This is a genomic window from Novosphingobium pokkalii (genome assembly GCF_014652855.1).
GTDB classification, from domain to species: domain Bacteria; phylum Pseudomonadota; class Alphaproteobacteria; order Sphingomonadales; family Sphingomonadaceae; genus Novosphingobium; species Novosphingobium pokkalii.
In genome coordinates this window covers 74,664-94,845 of record NZ_BMZP01000003.1, presented here as the reverse complement: position 1 = coordinate 94,845, position 20,182 = coordinate 74,664, and the positions used below count along the sequence as shown (strand labels likewise).

The 20,182-nt window shown below is 67.5% G+C and carries 14 protein-coding genes; 11 read left to right on the top strand and 3 right to left on the bottom strand.

Going from position 1 to position 20,182, the window contains the following annotated elements; translation table 11 throughout:
• Positions 1-242: 242 nt before the first annotated feature.
• From ahcY to trxA, 8 genes are all read left to right on the top strand, one after another.
• Entirely contained in the window at positions 243-1,664 is a 1,422-nt protein-coding gene (gene ahcY / locus IE191_RS04055; RefSeq protein WP_191323087.1) for an adenosylhomocysteinase, read from the top strand.
• Positions 1,665-1,811: 147 nt separating this feature from the next.
• Positions 1,812-4,166, top strand: coding sequence for a sensor histidine kinase (locus IE191_RS04050; protein WP_191323086.1), 2,355 nt, complete (start codon positions 1,812-1,814; stop codon positions 4,164-4,166).
• Between the two features lie 114 nt (positions 4,167-4,280).
• Positions 4,281-4,727, top strand: coding sequence for a tRNA (adenosine(37)-N6)-threonylcarbamoyltransferase complex ATPase subunit type 1 TsaE (gene tsaE, locus IE191_RS04045; RefSeq protein ID WP_191323085.1), 447 nt, complete (start codon positions 4,281-4,283; stop codon positions 4,725-4,727).
• Positions 4,724-5,716, top strand: coding sequence for an aminoglycoside phosphotransferase family protein (locus IE191_RS04040; protein WP_191323084.1), 993 nt, complete (start codon positions 4,724-4,726; stop codon positions 5,714-5,716). The genes tsaE and IE191_RS04040 overlap by 4 nt, the downstream gene beginning before the upstream one ends.
• A complete protein-coding gene (locus IE191_RS04035) occupies positions 5,713-6,447 on the top strand; it encodes a nucleotidyltransferase family protein (RefSeq protein WP_191323083.1) in 735 nt (244 codons plus the stop codon). Before IE191_RS04040 ends, IE191_RS04035 begins: the two co-directional genes overlap by 4 nt.
• The gene (addB, locus tag IE191_RS04030; protein WP_191323082.1) at positions 6,447-9,467 is read left to right on the top strand and encodes a double-strand break repair protein AddB; all 3,021 of its coding nucleotides are present in this window, start codon (positions 6,447-6,449) and stop codon (positions 9,465-9,467) included. The genes IE191_RS04035 and addB overlap by 1 nt, the downstream gene beginning before the upstream one ends.
• Positions 9,437-12,916, top strand: a complete 3,480-nt coding sequence (gene addA / locus IE191_RS04025) for a double-strand break repair helicase AddA (RefSeq protein WP_191323081.1) — start codon at positions 9,437-9,439, stop codon at positions 12,914-12,916. Before addB ends, addA begins: the two co-directional genes overlap by 31 nt.
• Positions 12,917-13,016: 100 nt before the next feature.
• Positions 13,017-13,337 carry a thioredoxin gene (trxA, locus tag IE191_RS04020; protein WP_191323080.1) on the top strand — a complete coding sequence of 107 codons (321 nt, stop codon included), beginning with the start codon at positions 13,017-13,019 and terminating at the stop codon, positions 13,335-13,337.
• Positions 13,338-13,598: 261 nt separating this feature from the next.
• Here trxA and IE191_RS04015 read toward each other — a convergent pair whose 3' ends face one another.
• From IE191_RS04015 to argJ, 3 genes are read right to left on the bottom strand one after another with little or no spacing between them, the layout of a single operon-like run.
• Positions 13,599-14,408 carry an inositol monophosphatase family protein gene (locus IE191_RS04015; RefSeq protein WP_191323079.1) on the bottom strand — a complete coding sequence of 270 codons (810 nt, stop codon included), beginning with the start codon at positions 14,406-14,408 and terminating at the stop codon, positions 13,599-13,601.
• Positions 14,405-15,010, bottom strand: coding sequence for a glutathione S-transferase family protein (locus tag IE191_RS04010; protein ID WP_191323078.1), 606 nt, complete (start codon positions 15,008-15,010; stop codon positions 14,405-14,407). The genes IE191_RS04015 and IE191_RS04010 overlap by 4 nt, the downstream gene beginning before the upstream one ends.
• A 5-nt stretch (positions 15,011-15,015) precedes the next feature.
• On the bottom strand, positions 15,016-16,242 hold the full coding sequence (argJ, locus tag IE191_RS04005) for a bifunctional glutamate N-acetyltransferase/amino-acid acetyltransferase ArgJ (protein WP_191323077.1): 1,227 nt from the start codon (positions 16,240-16,242) through the stop codon (positions 15,016-15,018).
• Positions 16,243-16,298: 56 nt separating this feature from the next.
• Here argJ and IE191_RS04000 point away from each other — a divergent pair, with 56 nt between their 5' ends.
• The 3 genes from IE191_RS04000 (at position 16,299) to secA (ending at position 20,179) form a co-directional block, all read left to right on the top strand.
• Complete coding sequence (locus IE191_RS04000; protein WP_191323076.1) at positions 16,299-16,988, top strand: energy transducer TonB; 690 nt, start codon at positions 16,299-16,301, stop codon at positions 16,986-16,988.
• A 65-nt stretch (positions 16,989-17,053) separates the two neighbouring features.
• Positions 17,054-17,320 carry a hypothetical protein gene (locus IE191_RS03995; RefSeq protein WP_191323075.1) on the top strand — a complete coding sequence of 89 codons (267 nt, stop codon included), beginning with the start codon at positions 17,054-17,056 and terminating at the stop codon, positions 17,318-17,320.
• Positions 17,321-17,449: 129 nt separating this feature from the next.
• Positions 17,450-20,179 carry a preprotein translocase subunit SecA gene (gene secA, locus IE191_RS03990; RefSeq protein ID WP_191323074.1) on the top strand — a complete coding sequence of 910 codons (2,730 nt, stop codon included), beginning with the start codon at positions 17,450-17,452 and terminating at the stop codon, positions 20,177-20,179.
• Positions 20,180-20,182 lie beyond the last annotated feature (3 nt).

The following is a 20,182-nucleotide window of genomic DNA, read 5'->3' as shown; positions in this document are numbered from 1 at the left end:
ATAGGCGCCGGGCAGGGGCGTGCAACCGTTGCGCATGCTGGCTCGTGCAATTCGCGGCCAAAGGCGCTGCCTTCGTGATGGAACGGGCATGGTGGAGGCTGCACGTAGCAATGCCGATATAAAGACTTCTTTATATTAACGTTGCCCTGTGCAGACGGACCCGCTAAGAGCGGCCCATCAGCGGCCTGCCCCGGCGGGTCTGTTTTTTGCGTCCCTGACGCCCTTTGATACGGAGATGCCTCGTGGCCAGCGCGCTCGAAGCGAACAAGGACTATGTGATCGCCGATCTCGGCCTGGCCGATTTCGGCCGCGCGGAAATCGCCATTGCCGAAACCGAAATGCCCGGCCTGATGGCGCTGCGCCAGGAATTCGGCGCGTCGCAGCCCCTGAAGGGCGCGCGCATCACCGGTTCGCTGCACATGACGATCCAGACCGCGGTACTGATCGAGACGCTGGTTGCCCTGGGCGCCGAGGTGCGCTGGGCCACCTGCAACATCTTTTCGACGCAGGATCACGCCGCCGCCGCCATTGCCGCGCGCGGCATTCCGGTGTTCGCGGTGAAGGGTGAAAGCCTGGCCGATTACTGGGACTATGTCGGCCGCATCTTCGACTGGGGCGATGACACCGCCAACATGATCCTCGACGATGGCGGCGATGCCACCATGTTCGCGCTGTGGGGCGCGCGCGTGGAAGCGGGTGAAGACCTGTTCGAGCCCAGCAACGCCGAAGAAATCGAATTCTGCCGCGCGCTCAAGGCCTTCCTCAAGGCCAAGCCCGGCTACCTGACGCAGAGCGTCAAGGCCATCAAGGGCGTTTCGGAAGAAACCACCACGGGCGTCCATCGCCTCTACCAGATCGCCAAGGAAGGCAAGCTGCCGTTCCCCGCGATCAACGTGAACGATTCGGTGACCAAGTCGAAGTTCGACAACCTCTATGGCTGCAAGGAATCGCTGGTCGACGCGATCCGCCGCGCCACCGACGTGATGCTGGCCGGCAAGGTCGCTTGCGTTGCCGGCTTTGGTGACGTGGGCAAGGGTTCGGCCGCCTCGCTGCGCAACGGCGGCGCCCGCGTGATGGTGACCGAAGTCGATCCGATCTGCGCCCTCCAGGCGGCGATGGAAGGCTATGAAGTGGTGACGATGGAAGAAGCCGTCACCCGCGCCGACATCTTCGTAACGGCCACCGGCAACGAAGACGTGATCACCGCCGAGCACATGAAGGCGATGAAGCCCATGAGCATCGTGTGCAACATCGGCCACTTCGACAGCGAGATCCAGATTTCCGCGCTGTCGAACTACAAGTGGATGGAAGTGAAGCCGGGCACCGACCTGGTCGAATTCCCCGCCGAAAATGGTGAACCGGGCAAGCAGATCATCATCCTCGCCAAGGGGCGCCTGGTGAACCTGGGTTGCGCCACCGGCCACCCCAGCTTCGTGATGAGCGCCAGCTTCACCAACCAGACGCTGGCCCAGATCGAGCTGTTCACCAAGAGCGAGCAGTACAACAACGACGTCTATGTGTTGCCCAAGCACTTGGATGAAAAGGTGGCGGCGCTGCACTTGGAAAAGCTGGGCGTGAAGCTGACCAAGCTGAGCGAAAAGCAGGCGAGCTATATCGGTGTGACGCCGGAAGGCCCGTTCAAGCCGGATCACTACCGCTACTGATTCAGGCCCGTATCGGGTCTGCCTGAAAAACGCCCCGTATCCGGTCAGGATGCGGGGCGTTTTGCTGCCCGGTGATTGCACGGGATCGGCCGAATTTCGCGCGTGCACCGGTTGTGTTTCGGTCGCTTGCAGCCTAGCCATGGGATGATGTTGTTGCATTCGCCCGCTGCTGTTGCCGTGACCGTTGCCGTGGCGCTGCTGCTGGCCGGCTGGACGCTGGCGGCGGGCTGGGCCGTGCTTTCCGCGCGGGCACGGGTGCGCCGGGCCGAGGCGGCCGAGCGACTGGCGCGCAAGCTGACACGGATGGTCGATGAAGCACCCGCGCTGCCCCTGCTGGTGCGCGCCGATGGGCGGATCGAAGGCGCCTCGCGTCTCGCCGGCTGGCTGGGCCTGGATGCCATGCCCGGTTACCTCACCGAGTTGGACGGTGGCGGTCGTGGGCTCGACGCCGAAACCCTGGCCGGCCTGGCCGAAGCGGTGCGGCACACGCAAAAGACCGGGGCGCCGCTGTCGCTCTCGCTGGTGCCGCGCGGCGGGGTCACCGCGCTCGCCGTGCGCGGCAGCCTGGCCGATCCGCAGATCGCCCCGGGCGGCGCGGCGCTGCTGTGGTTCTTCGATGCGAGCGACAGCGTGGCCGAAATCCGCGCGCTGCGAGCCGAGGCTGCGCAGGCCCACGCCGATTTTTCGGGCCTGGCCGGATTGATCGAGGCAGCGCCGCTGCCGATGTGGTTTCGCGATTCCGCCATGCGCCTGCGCCTGGTCAACACCGCCTATGTCCGCGCGGTGGGGGCGGCGAGCGCAGCGGAGGTGGTCGATCGCGGCATCGAACTTGTCGAGCCGATGGAAGGCCTGAGTGCGGCGCAGGTGGCCGCCGATGTCTTTGCCCAGCGCCGCCCGGCCGAGCGCGTGGTATCGGCCACGGTCAACGGCCAGCGCCGCACCATGCGCGTGAGTGACCTGCCCATCGCGGGCGAAGGCGTGGCCGGCTATGCCGTGGATATCGAGCAGATGGAGGAGCTTACCCGCCAGTTCCGCCGCTTCCGCGATGCGCAGCGCCAGATGCTCGACACCCTCTCGGCTGCGATCGCGCAGTTCGATGCGGGCCGCAATCTGGTGTTCGCCAACCAGCCGTTCCTGCGCATCTTCGGCATCAGCCCGGCCTGGGTCAACGATACGCCGCCGTTCGACCGCGTGCTCGACCGGCTGCGCGATGGTGGCAAGCTGCCCGAAGTGCGCGATTTTCCCGAATGGCGGCGGGAACGCCAGGCCTGGTTCCTGGCCCGCGAACCGCGCGAGGAGCCCTGGCACCTGCACGATGGCATGCATCTGCGCGTGGTGGGCCAGCCCATGCCCGATGGCGGATTGCTGCTGATCTTCGAGGACCAGACCGAGCAGTTGCAGCTTTCCGCCACGCGCGACACCTTGTTGCGCACGCGCACCGCCACGTTCGACAACCTGTTCGAATCTCTCGCCGTGTTCGGGCCGGATAGCCGCCTGCAATTGTGGAACCGGCGCTTTGCCCAAGATTGGGGGTTGGACGAGGAGTTCCTCGGTACCCATCCGCGCGCCGACATGCTGCTCAAGCGTCTGGCCGGCCTGCTCAAGCGGCCCGCGCAAGTGGGCATGATCGGGCAGGTCATCCAGTCCGCCACGCTGGAGCGCAAGCAGACCAGCGGCCGCCTGGCGCTGGCCGACGGGCGCCACCTGGAATTCGCCGGGGTGCCGCTGCCCGATGGCAATGGCCTGCTGACCGTGCTCGACATCACGGATTCGCAAAAGGCCGAGGCCGCGCTGCGCGAGCGCAACGCCGCGCTGATCGAAGCCGACGCGGTGAAGACGCGCTTCATCGCCAACATGAGCTATGAATTCCGCAACCCGCTCAATTCCATCGGCGGCTTTGCCGAAATGCTGCAAAGCGGGCTGGCTGGCGAACTCACGCCGCAGGCCCGCGACTACGTCGCCGCGATCCTCTCGTCGGTGGAGCGGCTGGGCGAGCAGATCGAGAACGTGCTGGACCTGTCGCAAAGCGAGGCAGGCATGTTGCCGCTGGCGCGCGACCCGGTGGACGTGTTCCCGCTGCTCGCCGATGTGGTGCGCGAACGGGCCGACAAGATCGGCACGGCCGGCCTGACGCTGGACCTGCGCGGCAGCCAGGCGGTGGGCAAAGTGACGGGCGATGCACGGCGCCTGCGCCGCGTGTTCGGTCAGTTGATCGACAATGCCATTGCGGCCACGCCCGATGGCGGGCGTATCCTGGTGGAATGCACGCGCCGCGCGCATGATCTGCGCGTGGTGATTTCCGACAATGGCCGGGGCATGGACGCCGCCGCGCTGGCCCGCGCGATGGAGGGCCTCAAGCTTGCTGCCGACGGCCGCACCGCAGAGCGCCGCCAGGGCCTGGGCCTGCCGCTCGTGCGCCAGTTGATTGACGCACATGGCGGGCAGTTCGAGCTGCTCTCGGAGCCCGGATCGGGCACCAGTGCAATTGTGACGCTGCCTTGAGCGCGGGCGTTGTGGAGGGCCCCGGATCAAGTCCGGGGCGACGGATTTCAGAAAGCCATTATCGTCGCCCCGGACTTGATCCGGGGCCCCCCACTTCGCTAGCCATCCAGAGCCATGACCACCATCCCGCTTCCCGACCTTGCCGCTACGCAAGCCCTGGCCGCCCGCATCGCCGCACGCCTGCGCCCTGGCGATGTGCTTGCCCTGGAAGGCACGCTCGGCGTCGGCAAGACCACGCTCGCGCGCGAACTGCTGCGCGCGCTGGGGCACGAGGGGGAAGTGCCGTCGCCCAGCTTCACCATCATCGAAACCTATGATCCGCCCGGGGTGCGCCTGCCGGTGGTCCACGCCGATTTCTATCGCCTGGACGATCCGGCCGAGGCCGAGGAGATCGGGCTGGACGACTATCGCCAGGGTGCCGTGCTGCTGGCCGAATGGCCCGATCATGCGGGTGGTTTTGGGCATGAGCGCGATTGCCTCACGCTGCGTCTGGAAATCGCGGAAAACGGGCGGCAGGCCATTGTCTTGCCCGGCCAGGGGTGGTTAGAGCGGCTGCCATGACCAGCGATCTTCCAGTTGGAATCGATGCTTTCCTGGCCCGCGCGGGCTGGGCCGGCGCGCTTATCGAGCCCTTGCCGGGCGATGCCTCTTTCCGCCGCTATTTCCGCGTGCGGCGGGGCGAAGACAAGGCCATGCTGATGCATGCGCCGCCGCCGCAGGAAGACCCGCAGCCGTTCCTGCGCGCCGCGCGCTGGCTCGATGCCAACGGCTTGCGCGCGCCGCATATCCTGGCCGAGGAAGCGGGCGAGGGGTGGGTCTTGCTGGAAGACTTCGGCGACACGCGCATGCGCGAATATGTCGATGCCTGGCCGCAGGACGAAGACGCCGTCTATCGCGCCGCGATTGATACCCTGGTGCAACTGGCGCAACTGCCGGCCGGGCCATTCACCGCCTATGGCATGGCCGAATACATGCGCGAAGTGTGCCTGTTCATCGAATGGTTCTGCCCGGCGCGCGCGCTTTATGTCGATGCCGCGGGCTTCCAGGCGGCGTGGGAACAGGTCCTGGCGCCGCTGTTGCCGGCGCAGCGCCCCGGCGTGACCGTGCTGCGCGATTACCATGCCGAGAACATCATGCTGCTCGGCGGGCTCGATGCGCAAGGGCTGCTCGACTTCCAGGATGCGCTGGCCGGGCACCCGGCCTATGACCTCGTCTCGTTGTTGCAGGACGCGCGGCGCGAGGTTTCGCCCGAACTCGAAGCGCGCATGTTTGACTATTACGTGCAGAAGGCCCGGCCGCAGGGCGATTTCCTGGCCGACTATGCGCGGCTGGGCGCACAGCGCAACACCAAGATCGTCGGCATCTTCGTGCGCCTGTGGAAGCGAGACGGCAAGGCGCGCTACCTCGATTACATCCCCCGCGTCTGGGCCATGCTGGAACGCGATCTGGCCCATCCCGCGCTGGCCCCGGTGGCGGCATGGTTCGATGCCAATATCCCGGCGGACCTGCGCGATCCGGCCGGACGCCTGGGCGGGAGCTTTGCCGCATGAGCCGCGAGACGCGCAAGCCGCTGGTCTCTGACACCGCGATGGTGCTGGCCGCCGGCATCGGCAAGCGGATGCGGCCCCTGACCGTCACCCGGCCCAAGCCGCTGGTGCGCGTGGCCGGCAAGCCGCTGATCGACCATGCGCTCGACAAGCTGGCCGAGGCGGGCGTCACCCGCGCGGTGGTCAACGTGCATTACCTGGCCGACCAGTTGGAAGCACATGTGCGTCTGCGCACGATGCCCAACGTGCAGGTCTCTGACGAGCGTGATGCCTTGCTGGAAACCGGCGGCGGGCTGGTCAGGGCGATGCCGCTGATCGACCGCGACACGTTCTTCTGCCTCAACAGCGACAATATCTGGCTCGACGGGCCGCGCAACGCCTTTGCCGCGCTGGGGGACTTCTGGGACGAAAGCCGGATGGACGCGCTGCTGCTGCTGGTCAGCCATGCCCAGGCGTTCAACTATACCGGCCTCGGCGATTTCCATATCGACCAGATGGGCCTGATCTCGCGCCGCAAGCCCGGCCGGGTCGCGCCTTATATCTTCACCGGCATCCAGATCGTGTCGAAGCGGTTGCTGCGCGATGCGCCCGAAGGCAGCTTTTCCACCGGGCGGCTGTGGGACCGGGCGATTGCCGAGGGGCGGCTCTATGGCCTGCCGCACACCGGGTTGTGGTATGAAGTGGGCGCGCCGGAAATGATCGCGCCGACCCAAGCGGCGCTGACGCAATACTGATGGCCGGGAAGGCCCGCCCCAGTGTCTACACGATTGCCGCGCACCGGGGATTTGCCGACGCGCTCGTGGCCGGGCTGATCCCGCGCTATCGCGAGGACACGTTCGGCCTGGCACGGCTGACGCTGCTGCTGCCCAGCCAGCGCGCGGTGCGCAACCTGACCGAGGCGTTCATCCGCGCGTCGGGCGGTGGCTTGCTGCTGCCGCGCATGGCGGTGGTGGGCGATCTCGATCTGGACGAAACGCTGGGCGCGCTGCTCGATCCGCTGGGCGGCGGGGCCGTGGCGCCGCCGGCCTGCGACCCTGTGCTGCGCCTGTTGCGCCTCGCTGAAATCCTGCGCGAGGAACTGGCCGCGCAGGGGATCGTGCGGGGCGAGGCGGGGCTGCTGCGCCAGGCGCGCAGCCTGGCGCAATCGCTGGACCGGCTGGCGGCCGAGGAAGTGACGCCCGAACACCTGCTGAGCATCGACATGCTGCCCGAGCTGGCCGAGCACTGGCAGGACAGCCTGCGCCTGTTCGCCCGCGTGCAGGTGCGCTGGCAGTTCGAGCTGGACGAGCGCGGGCAGGTCGATGCGCCGGTGCGGCGCAACCTGCTGCTGGCTCATGCGGCGCGGGCGTGGCGCGCCGCTCCACCGGCTTTCCCGATCATCGCTGCCGGGGTCACCTCTGCCGCGCCGGCCATCGCCCGCCTGCTGCGCACCGTGGCCGATCTGCCCGAAGGCGCGGTGGTGCTGCCCGATCTCGATCTGGCGCTGGAGGACGAGGTGTGGACGGCGCTCGGCCAGGCCGGTGCCAGCGAGGAACCGGGCGGTCCGCCGTTTGGCCGGGGTGACCATGTCACCCACCCACAATATCACCTGAAGCTGTTGCTGCATCGCATGGGCCTTGCGCGCGATGACGTGCGCAACTGGCACCGCGCCGGGATTGCCGCCGCCCCGCCCGCACGCAGCCGCGCCATTTCCAACCTGTTCCTGCCGCCAGAGGCCAGCGCGGCCTGGGTGCACCTGCCGGCGGCGGAGCGGCGGCTGGCGGGCGTGCGTCTGATGCACAGCGCCCACCCCGAGGAAGAAGCGCAGGCCATTGCCATCCTGGTGCGCCAGGCGCTGGCCGTGCCGGAACGCCGTGTGGCCGTGGTCACGCCCGATCGCGGGCTGGCGCAGCGGGTGATCGCGCATCTCGGGCGCTGGAACATCGCCGCCGACGATACCGCCGGGCGCCCCCTGCCACAGACCGTGGCCGGGCGCCTGCTGCTGCAACTGGCGCAGGCCTGGGCCGAACGCGCCGCGCCGGTGGGGCTGCTGGCCTTGCTCAACCATCCGCTGGTCATGGCCAATTCCGGGCAGGGCGAAGGGCGCCCGGCATGGCTGGAGCGCGTGCGGCACCTCGATCTCGTGCTGCGCGGGCCGCGCCCTGCGCCGGGGCTGGAGGGCATTCGCGATGCCATCCGCGATCCCGAACGGCGCTGGGACAAGCGCTTTCCGGGGCTGGGCGCCTGGTGGGATGAAGTCGAACTGCTGCTCGCGCCGCTGCTCGCCGGGCACGATGCCCTGCCGCTCGCGGCAATGCTGGCTCTGCTGGCCGAGATGGCCGAGGCGCTGTGCGGCCCTGCGCTCTGGGCCAATGCCGATGGGCGCTGCCTGGCGCAGTTCGTGGAACAGTGGCGCGATGCGGCGGCGCAGGCGGGCGGCCTGCCGGTCGATCCGGCCGAAGTGCCTGCCCTGCTGCGCGACGCGATGGACGAGATTTCGGTGCGCCCGCCCTATGGCGGCCACCCGCGCCTGGCGATCTATGGCCTGCTCGAAGCGCGGATGAGCCGCGCCGACCTGGTGATCTGCGCGGGGATGACGGAAGGAAGCTGGCCTGCCGCGCCCGCGCCCGATCCCTTGCTGGCGCCACCGGTCTTGCGCGCGCTGGGCATTCCCGGCGCCGATTTCCGCATTGGCCTTGCCGCCCACGATCTCGCCGCGATGCTTGGCGCGCCCGAAGTCGTCCTGAGTTTTGCCGAGCGCGATGCCGGCGGCCCGGCGATCCCCTCGCGCTTTCTGCTGCGCATCCGTGCCATGCTGGGCGAAGAGGGCGTGGCGTGGGAGCGCGAAGCGGTGGACCTGGCCAAGGCGCTCGACGCCGCGCCCCAGGCGCCCGCCTATCCCCGGCCGCGCCCGATGCCTTCGGCCGAACAGCGCCGCGTGGATATCGCCGCCACGGCGCTCGATCGGCTGCGTTCCGATCCCTATCAATTCTATGCTTCGGCCATTCTTGGCCTGAAAAGCCTGGACCCGCGCGATGCCGATCCCACCCCGGCGTGGCGCGGCACAGCGGTGCACGCCATTCTGGAAGACTGGCACCAGGCAGGCGCGCCGCCGGGCGAACTCGTGCCCCTGGCCGAGCGCAAGCTGGCGGAGATGAGCGCGCACCCCTTCATGCGCAGCCTGTGGCGCCCGCGCCTGACCGCCGCGCTGGCGTGGATCGAGGCGGAGCAGGAGCGCCTGCGGGACGAGGGCCGCGAAGTGGCTGCGTTCGAGTGCTGGGGCGATCTCGCCGTCCAGGGCGTGCGCGTGTTTGGCCGGGCCGACCGCATCGACAGGCTGGCCGATGGCACGCTGGCCATCGTCGACTACAAGACCGGCACGCCGCCCTCGGGCCGCATGGTGCAGGAAGGTTTTGCCCTGCAATTGGGGCTGATCGGCCTGATCGCGCAAGCCGGCGGCTTCAGGGACAAGGATGGCCAGGTGACCGTGGCGGGCGAGCCGACGCGCTTTGAATACTGGTCGTTGGCACGCAATCTCGAGCGCGGCTTTGGCTATTGCGAGGAACCGATCCTGGAAGGCCGCAAGAAATCGGGCATCCCGCGCGAGGATGTCCTGCCTGAAACGCGGCGCTATCTGGAAGAGGCGATTGCCCGCTGGATCCTGGGCAGCGAACCTTTCGTGGCGCGGCTCAATCCTGATCTGCCGGGCTATGCCGATTACGACCAGTTGATGCGGCTGGAGGAATGGCAGGGGCGGGGAGGGAACGCCGAGTGAGCAAGGTCTATCCCCTGCAAGGCAACCAGGCCCGCGCCGTGGCGCCGCATCGCACGGTCTGGCTTTCCGCCTCGGCCGGCACCGGCAAGACCCAGGTGTTGTCTGCCCGCGTGCTGCGGCTTTTGCTGCAAGACGGGGTGGAGCCGGAAAACATCCTGTGCCTGACCTTTACCAAGGCAGGCGCGGCGGAAATGGCCACCCGCGTCAACGATGTGCTGGCGCGCTGGGTGCGTCTGCCCGAAGTGGAGCTGTTTCAGGAGCTTTCCGCGATCGGCGCCGATGCCCGGCCGGAGACACTGGCGCGGGCGCGCAGCCGCTTTGCCGCCGTGCTCGATTGCCCCGGTGGTGGGCTGCGGATCGAGACGATCCACGCCTTTTCGCAATGGCTGCTCTCGGCCTTTCCGGTGGAATCCGGCCTGCTGCCCGGAACCCGCGCGATGGAGGATCGCGACCGCGAACTGCTGGTGCGCGAAGTTCTGGCGCAGATGCTGGTGGAGGCAGAGGAAAGCGGCGACGAGCGCGTGCTCGATGCCTTGGCGCACCTGGCGCTGCGCATGGAGCAGGGCGCGGTGATCGGCTTCCTGCTGCGCTGCGCCAAGGCGATCGACCTGTGGCAGGAGCCGGGCGCGTGGCGCCCGCCGCTGCGCCCGCGCATCAACCAGTTGCTGGGGCTGGATGCCGATGAGGACGGCAGCGGCCTCGCTGCGCTCTGTGCCGACGATGCCTTTGACGTGGCCTCGGTGCGCCGCTGCATGGCGGCCAATGCCGCCTGGGGCACCCGGACCGGGATCGATGCCGCCAACATGATGGGCGATTGGCTCGCTGCCAATCCGCAGGCACGCCTGGCAGGCATGGACGATTTCGCCAAGCTGTTCCTGACCGCCAAGGGCGAGCCCAAGTCGGCCCGCAATCTCGACAAGCATGAGCCTGCCTATGCCGATTATCAGGCGCGGGTGATCGCCGGGATCACGGCGCTGCGCGATCGCATCGCGCTGGTCAACCTCGCCGCACTGCTCGATCCGGCGCTCACGGTGGGACGGCGCTTTGCCCTGGCCTGGGAAGCGGCGAAGGCGCGCGAGGGCTTCATCGATTTCGACGACCAGATCCGCACCGCCGCCGCGCTGCTGACCGAGCGCACGACGGCCGACTGGATCCGCTACAAGCTCGACCGCCGGTTCGACCATGTCTTGGTGGACGAGGCGCAGGATACCAACGAGGCGCAGTGGCGCATCGTGCTCGACGGGTTGGTGCAGGATTTCTTTGCGGGCCAGGGGCAGAGCCAGCGCGATCCGCGCACCCTGTTCGTGGTGGGCGATTACAAGCAGGCGATCTTCCGGTTCCAGGGCACCAGCCCGGAAAACTTTGCCAAGGCGCGCGAGCGGGTGCGGCGCGAACTGGCGGGCCTGGCCGAGGCGATGGACGAGCCGGAGCGCGAACTGCTTTCGCTGGGCCTGGGGCAATCCTATCGCACCGCCATGCCGATCCTGGCCTTTGTCGATCGCGCGATTGCCGCGATCGGGCCGGACCGCTTTGGCCTGCCCGAAGCGCCCGAACCGCATGTCGGCGATGTGCGGCCCGGCCTGGTGCGGCTGTGGCGCCCGGTCGGCGATCTTTCGGGTGAAGACGAAGACTTGCCCGAAGCTGGTGAGGAAGGCGGCGAGAACTGGCTGTCGCGCCCGGATCGCGATCTGGCCGACCGGCTGGCGCGGCAGGTGCGCGAATGGCTCGACACCGGCTTCCCGCTGCACAAGGGCACGCCGCGCAATGCCAGCGCCGGGGACGTGATGATCCTGGTGCGCAAGCGCAAGGATCTGGCCGGATTGATCGTGGCGCGGCTGCATGCGCGCGGGGTGCCGGTCGCAGGCGTCGATCGCCTGCGCCTGGGTGCGCCGCTGGCGGTGAAAGACCTGATGGCCGCGCTGCGCTTTTGCGCGCAGCCGCTCGACGATCTCAATCTCGCCAACCTGCTGGTTTCGCCGCTGATCGGCTGGAGCCAGGAAGACCTTTTGGCGCGCGGCTATCGCAAGAGCGGCGTGCGGCTGTGGACGCACCTGACGCACAGCCGCGAGCCGGCTACGGCACAGACCGTGGAGCAGTTGCTCGACTTGTTGCGCCGCGCCGATTTCGAGCCGCCGGCGCAACTGCTGCACTGGCTGCTGGTGGGGCCGTGGGCCGCGCGGTTCAAGCTGGTGGCGCGGCTGGGGCGCGAGGCCAACGATCCCATCGACGAACTGCTCAATGCCGCCATGGCCTATGCCACGGGGCAGGTGCCCAGCCTGGTCGGTTTCCTCCAGTGGTTCGACAGCGGCGATGGCGAATTGAAGCGCGAGGCGGGGCAGGCGGCCGATCTGGTGCGGGTGATGACCGTGCACGGATCGAAAGGCTTGCAGGCGCCGATCGTGATCCTGGCCGATGCCGCCGACGATCCCGACGCTTCGCTGGCGCGCGGGGTGGAACTGGTGGAGCAGGGGCCGGGCCAACGCCCGCGCACGGTGCCGCTGCCCGCGCTGCGCAAGGAGGAAAAGGGCGGGCCGGTCCGCGCTGCCGAGGAACAGGCCGCTCGCGAGGAACGCGCGGAGCACTGGCGCCTGCTCTATGTGGCGCTCACCCGCGCGGAAGAGGCGCTGTTCATCGCCGGCGCCTGGCCGCCTTCGCGCAAGGAACTGCCCGTCGATAGCTGGTATGCCCGGCTCGCCCCGCTGTTTGGCGAGGACACGGCATGGGAGCCGGACCCGATCTGGGACGGCGCGCGCAGCATCGGCATGCCCGGCCCGGTGGTGAAGACCGCCACGCGCGGGGGCGAGACCGTGGCCCTGCCGCTGCTGCCGCCGTGGCTGACCACGCCGATCGGCCCGGAGCCGCGTCCACCGCGCCCGCTGGCGCCATCTGCACTGGGCGAAGACGAAGCGCCCGATCCGCCGACGCGGCCCGGCCCCGGTGCGCTGGAAGCGGCGCGACGCGGCACGCTGATCCACAAGCTTATCGAGCGGCTGCCCGCTGTTGCCCCTGACGAGCGCGAAGCCGCCGCGCTCGCCTGGCTGGCGCGGCAGGCGGCAGAATTCGATGCCGCCGCCCGGGCCGAGATGCTGCGCGCGGCACTTGCCGTGCTCGATCATCCCGATTGGCAGGCGGTGTTCGGCCCCGGCTCGCTCGCCGAAGTGCCGCTGGCCGCCGTGGTGGAAGGGCGCGTGGTGTCCGGCACGATCGACCGCCTGCTGATCACGCCCGAGCGCGTGCTGATCGTGGATTTCAAGACGGCGCGGCGTCCGCCCGCCAGCCTGGACGAGGTGCCGCTGGCCTATCTGCGCCAGATGGCCGCCTATGCCGCCGCGCTGGCCGCCATCCACCCCGATCGCACGGCCGAAGCCGCCTTGCTCTATACCCACGCGCCGCACCTGATCGCCGTCCCGGCCGAGGTGCTCGCGCGGCACCGGCCGGTGCCGGCATAGCTTTGCAAGGGACGGCATCAGCAAAGCTTTTGCCGCGCCCCGTTGCCAAGCGCCACGCACACCCTAGATACAGGCTCAACTGACCAACGGAGTTTCCTTCATGTCCACCAAAGCCGTCACCGACGCCAGCTTTTCCGCCGATGTTCTCCAGTCCGACAAGCCCGTGCTGGTGGATTTCTGGGCCGACTGGTGCGGCCCGTGCAAGATGATCGCCCCGGCGCTGGAAGAAATCGCCGAGGAACTGGCCGACAAGGTGACCATCGCCAAGGTGGACATCATGGAAAACACCACCACCGCCAGCGATTTCGGCGTGCAGTCGATCCCGCTGCTGATCCTGTTCAAGGACGGCAAGCCGGTGGCGCAGAAGCTGGGCGCCGCGCCCAAGAGCCAGCTCAAGGGCTGGCTGGAAAGCGTTCTGTAAGTTTCTGAATTCGTTCGGACTGAGCGTGTCGAAGCCCGGTAGCGGTCAAGCGCCGCGCCGGCGCCCTTCGACAGGCTCAGGGCGAACGGGGGCTATACCACTACTCCCAATTCCCGTTCGGGCTGAGCTTGTCGAAGCCCGGTTGCGGTCAAGCGCCGCGCTGACGCCCTTCGACGGGCTCAGGGCGAATGGGGTTGGGTAGAGAATTCATAAGCAAGAGCCGTTCGCCCTGAGCTTGTCGAAGCCCAGGAGCGACAGCACCTATAATCCCGCCAGTCGCTCCGCCATGGCATCGAACAAGGCCGCGCTGCTGGCCGCGATCAGGCCTTTCTGCCCCACCTGGTCCACGCGATAGGGGCGGCCATCGGGGCGTGCGGCCTTGCCGCCGGCCTCGTTGACGAACAGGACGCCCGCCGCATGGTCCCAGGCCAGGGTGCGCTCGAAGATCGAGACATCGTTCACGCCCAGTACCAGCCGTGGGTATTGCTCTGCCGCGCAGCGCGGAATGTCCACCACCGCATAGTGCGGCAGTATGTGCTGACGCATCGCCTCGCGCTGGGCCTGATCCATGAACACCTTGGAAATCGCTGCCACTGGCGGCACCTGCCCGGTTGACCGGGAACGCACCGGCGCGCCATCGACGAACGCGCCGCGCCCTTGCTGCGCGGTGCAGAGGCGGCCGCTGGGCACGTCGTGAATCCATCCGGCCACGCATTCGCCATGCTGCGCCAGGGCGATCAACACGCCGAATGGCGGCTTGCCGGCGGCGAAGTTGTTGGTGCCGTCCAGCGGATCGATGATCCAGCACAGCCCTTCGCCCAGCCGGTCGAGCACGGCCGGATCGGCGTGGGCTGCTTCCTCGCCCACGATGGCCGCTTCGGGCAGCAAGGCGGCCAGCCCTTCGCTGAGCAGGCGCTCGGCGTGGGTATCGGCCACGGTCACCACGTCATCGGCGGCCTTGGCTGTCACGTCACTGGCGGCCAGTTGGCGATAGCGCGGCGCGATGGCTTCCTGCGCCACGCGCGCGATCAGGGCGCCGACTGCGGCGTCGAGGTCGGGTGTCCAGCTCATGTGAACGGCACCGCGGCAATCGCCTGAAAGCCGGGCCGGGTGCGCAGCCGCTCCATCCAGGCCTCGACATGGGGCAGCGTGGGCCGCTCGATCGGCAGGCTGAACCAGGTGTGGGCATACGTGCCCATAGGAATGTCGGCCACGCCGAATTCCGCGCCCGACAGATAAGGCTGCTCGGCCAGTTGCGCGTCGAGCATGGCCATCAGCGTGGCGCAGGCAGCGGCCGACTTGGCCACCGCCGGATCGCTGCCGTCCTTGCCGCCGCGCACGCAGCCAAGGAAAGCATCGCGCTGCGCATCGGCATAGAGAAACTGCCAGTCCATCCACTGGTCACCCATCGCGCGCGCCGCCGGATCGGCGGGCCACATCTGCGGCGCATGGGCGGCAAACAGATAGCGCAGGATCGCGTTGGATTCCCACACCACTGTGCCGCCATCCTCGATCATCGGCACCAGGCGATTGGGATTCTTCGCCAAGTATTCCGGCGTATAGCCAAAGGCGCCGCCCATGTCCCGCCGCTCGAACACCAGGCCGCACTCGTGCGCGCCCCAGACCACTTTCTTGACGTTGTGCGAATTGATCCGGCCCCAGATGATCAGCATGGCGCTCAGCTCCGGTAGTCGGCGTTGATCGAGATGTAGCCGTGCGTCAGGTCGCAGGTCCACACCGTGGCGCGGCCTTCGCCCAGGCCCAGGTCCACCTCGATCGAGATGTCTCGGCCCTTGAGGTGCGCGGCGACCGGGGCTTCGTCATAGTCGGCGAGCGGCTGGCCGTCCTTGGCCGCCCAGGTGCCGCCAAAGCCGATCGACAAGCGGTCGCGGTCGGCCGGCTCTCCGGCCTTGCCCACGGCCATGACCACGCGGCCCCAGTTGGCGTCTTCCCCGGCAATGGCCGTCTTGACCAGTGGCGAATTGGCAATGGCCAGGCCCACGCGGCGCGCGCTTTCATCGGAAACCGCGCCGGAAACGGCCACGGCGATGAACTTCTGCGCGCCTTCACCATCCTTGACCACCAGATGCGCCAGCTCGCGGCAGACCTGCTCCAGCGCGGCGGCAAAGGCTTGCCCGCCGGTATCGTCCAGGCTGGCGATGGGGGCGTTGCCCGCCTTGCCGGTGGCAAAGGCCAGCACGGTGTCGCTGGTGGACGTGTCACTGTCCACGGTGATGCACGAGAACGTGCGCTTGTTGGCGGCCGAAAGGCATTCTTGGAGAAACGCCGGGGTCACAGCGGCGTCGGTGAAGACATAGCCCAGCATGGTCGCCATGTCGGGCGCGATCATGCCCGATCCCTTGATGATCGCCGACAGCGTGACCGTGGTATCACCGACGATGGCGGTGGCCGTGGCGCCCTTGGCAAAGGTGTCGGTGGTGCCGATGGTCTGCGCCGCTTCTTCCCAGGTGCAGGGCGCGGCCAGCAAGGCGGCCTCGATCCCGGCGCGGGCCTTGTCCTTGGGCAGCGGCACGCCGATCACGCCGGTGGAGGAAACGAATACCTGCTCGCGCGCGCAGCCGAGATGCGCGCAAACCTGGTCCATGATCGCTTCGACCGCCTCGCGTCCGCGATAGCCGGTAAAGGCATTGGAATTGCCGGCATTGACCACCAGCGCGCGGGCCTGCCCTTGCGCTACGTTCTGCCGCCCCAGTTCCACTTCGGAAGAACAGCACAGGTTGCGGGTGAACACCCCCGCCACGGCAGTGCCTTCGTCCAGTTCCACATAGGTAAGGTCGCAGCGGCCCCAGTCCTTGTACCCGGCGCGGGCGACGTGCGGGGTGACGCCGGCAATCGCCGGCAGGGCGGGGAAGGGCGAGGCGAGCGGGGAAACGGCGTCTGACATGGCCGCGTTCCCTAGCGATTTGGCCGCGCCGCGTCCATGGCCGAGCGCATGCCGAAATGGTGGAGCATGTCATTGACCGTGCTCGCAACAGTCTGCATCACCGTGGACAACATCAGGGGAATCAAGCCATGTATCGTGCGATGCGCCGGACTGCCGGGTTGACCACACTGGCGGGCTGCGCGCTCGCCGGAACCGCGATGGCGCGGCCACCTGTCGTTGTCCCGCCGCATCCGCTGGGCAATCCGGGTGAGTGGGTTACCCCAGACGATTACCCGCCCCGTGCCTTGCGCAACAATGAAGCCGGAAACGTTGGCTTCGTGCTGAGCTATGACGTCCAGGGCAAGGTCACGGGGTGCGAGATCACGGCCAGCAGTGGGTCGGCCGATCTGGACGAGGCGACTTGCACATCGCTCATGGCACGTGCCGGATTCAAGCCGGGGACGAAAGGCGGCAAGCCCGAGGCCGGCGTCTACCGCAGTTCGGTACGCTGGCAGATCCCGCAGAATGTCGATGACGTGCCCGAGCCACAGACCGTTTCGATCGCTTACACGATCAATGCCGATGGCCATGTATCGGATTGCGTGGGGACGGACGAGAAGGGCGTGCAGCATCCCATCCCGGCGGGCAACGGACCACCCGCCTGCGCCAACGCGGCCGTGTTGAAGCCGGCCAAGGATGCTGCGGGCAAGCCGGTCAGCAAGCGGGTGACGATGATATTCACCACCAAGGTTGAGGACGTGCCCTGAGCCTTGCATCAAATTCCACCGTTTGCGCTTTACGCGCGGCGAGGCGTTCCCTATCTCCGCCCGTAATGCGCTTTCTGCTTGTCCTGTTTGCCCTGCTCAGCGGCCTGTCGCTGCCCGAGGTGGCCAATGCCACCACGCGCACCGAAGTGGCGGGTAGCGAGCATGCCGGCATGGTCGCTGCTCCGGCGGCCGCGCATTGCGTGGTGCAGGCGGCCCGTGTGCGCGCCGCGCGCCCGGTCTTCCATGTGGCGCAGCAGGCGCTGCCGGCGGCCTTTGCGCCGCTGGCCCTGGCCCGCACCAGCACGCATCGCTGCGACCGCGCGCGCGAATAACGCGCCGCGCCGCCCGTTCTTTGCGGGCACCAATCCCCGATATTCGCGTTGCCGCCCCCATGCACGCATGCTGCGCGCGGCACAAGCCAGGCCCCCTTGGCCACCATTCGCATTACAGGAAACACCGCCATGCTCGGCGCCCTTGCCAAGTCCCTCTTCGGTTCGTCCAACGATCGTTACGTCAAATCGCTCGACAAGCAGGTGAAGAAGATCGCCGCGTTCGAGCCGGAAATCCAGGCGATGAGCGACGAGCAGCTTGCCGCCCAGACCGTGAAGTTCCGCGCCGCACTGGAAAACGGCGCCAGCCTTGATGACCTGCTGCCCGAAGCCTTTGCCACCGTGCGCGAAGCGGCGGTGCGCACCATGGGCATGCGCCACTTCGACGTGCAGATGATCGGCGGCATGGTGCTGCACCGGGGCGAGATCGCCGAAATGCGCACCGGTGAAGGCAAGACGCTGGTGGCAACGCTGGCGGTCTATCTCAATGCGCTGGAAGGCAAGGGCGTTCACGTCGTCACCGTCAACGACTACCTCGCCAAGCGCGACGCCGAGACGATGGGCGTGCTCTACACGTTCCTGGGCCTGACGGTGGGCGTGATCGTGCCCAATCTCAACGAGTACGAGCGGCGCCAGGCCTATGAGGCCGACATCACCTATGCCACCAACAACGAGCTGGGCTTCGACTACCTGCGCGACAACATGAAGCACGAGCGCTCGCAGATGGTGCAGCGCCCGTTCAACTATGCCATCGTCGACGAAGTGGACTCGATCCTGATCGACGAGGCGCGCACGCCGTTGATCATTTCCGGCCCGACCGACGACAAGAGCGACCTCTATATCTCGGTCGACGCGGTGGTGAAGCAGATCGATCCGTCGCTCTATGAGGCCGACGAGAAGACCAAGAGCATCACCCTGACCGAAGACGGCGTGGAATGGGTGGAGCGCGCGCTGGAGGATGCCGGGCTGCTGGTCGGCTCCAACCTCTATGACGTGGAAAACACCATGGTGGTCCACCACCTCGACCAGGCGCTGAAGGCCAATGTCATGTTCAAGCGTGACATCGACTATATCGTCAAGGACGAGAAGGTGGTGATCATCGACGAGTTCACCGGCCGCATGATGGATGGCCGGCGCTGGTCCAATGGCCTGCACCAGGCGGTGGAAGCCAAGGAAGGCGTCAAGATCGAGCCGGAAAACCAGACCATGGCCTCGATCACCTTCCAGAACTACTTCCGCATGTATCCCAAGCTTTCGGGGATGACCGGGACGGCCGCGACCGAAGCGACCGAGTTCTTTGAAATCTACAAGATGAACGTCGTTACCATTCCCACCAACGTGCCGGTGCAGCGCGTGGACGAGGAAGACGAGTTCTACAAGAACACCACCGACAAGTTTGCCGCCATTGCCAAGCTGATCCGCGAGAAGAACGAGATCGGCCAGCCGGTGCTGGTCGGCACCGTCTCGATCGAGAAGTCGGAACTGCTCAGCGAATTCCTCAACCGCGAAGGCGTCAAGCATGCGGTGCTCAACGCCCGCTTCCACGAGATGGAAGCGCATATCGTGGCCCAGGCCGGGCGCCTTGGCGCGGTGACCATCGCCACCAACATGGCCGGGCGCGGCACGGACATCAAGCTGGGCGGCAACCTGGAATTCCGCATCGAGGATGAACTGCGCGACGTGCCCGAAGGGCCGGAGCGGGATGCTGCCATCGCCCGCATGGCGGCCGAGATCGACGCCGAAAAGGCCCAGGTGCTCGCCGCCGGCGGCCTCTGCGTGATTGGCACAGAACGGCATGAAAGCCGCCGCATCGACAACCAGTTGCGCGGCCGTTCGGGCCGCCAGGGTGACCCCGGCCTGTCGAAGTTCTATCTCTGCCTCGAAGACGATCTGCTGCGCATCTTCGGGCCGGACACGCTGTTTGCCCGGATGATGAATTCCAACCTGGCCGATGGCGAGGCGATCGGATCGAAGTGGCTGTCCAAGGCGATCGAGACCGCGCAGAAGAAGGTCGAAGCGCGCAACTACGACATCCGCAAGCAGGTCGTCGAATACGACGACGTGATGAACGACCAGCGCAAGGTGATCTACGAGCAGCGGTCGGACATCATGGATGCCGAAGCGGTGGACGACGTGGTGGTGGACATGCGCCACGACACGATCAACGCCATGGTCGGCGATGCCTGCCCGCCGGGCTCCTATCCCGAGCAGTGGAATGTTGCCGGTCTCAAGGAGCGCATTGCCGACGTGCTGGGCATGACTCCGCCGATCGACGACTGGCTGGAAGAAGATGCGGTGGAAGCCGAACTGATCAGCGAGCGCCTGATCGCGCTGGCCGATGCGCACATGGCCGCCAAGCTCGATACCGTGGACCGCGCCTCGTGGGCCAGCCTCGAGAAGTCGATCCTGCTCGAGCGGCTCGACCACCACTGGAAGGAGCATCTGGCCACGCTCGACGCGCTGCGCCAGGTGGTGTTCCTGCGCGCCTATGCGCAGAAGACGCCGATCAACGAATACAAGCAGGAAGCCTTCGGCCTGTTCGAGAAGATGCTCGACGCGATCCGCGAGGACGTGACCCGCATCCTGATGATCAGCGAAATCCGCATGCAGCCGATGCAGGATTTCCAGCTTCCCGAACTGCCCGATTTCCTCACCAGCCACATCGATCCGTTCACCGGCGAAAACGATGCCGTGCCGCAAGTGCCGGGCGCGGCCGCCATGCTCGGCGCGCTGGGCGGGGCGCAGGCGACGGCGCCGGCCGCAGGCGAGGATCCCTATGCCGGCCAGGGCATCAGCCGCAACGCACCTTGCCCCTGCGGCTCTGGCCAGAAGTACAAGCACTGCCACGGCCTCGCGGCCTGAGCC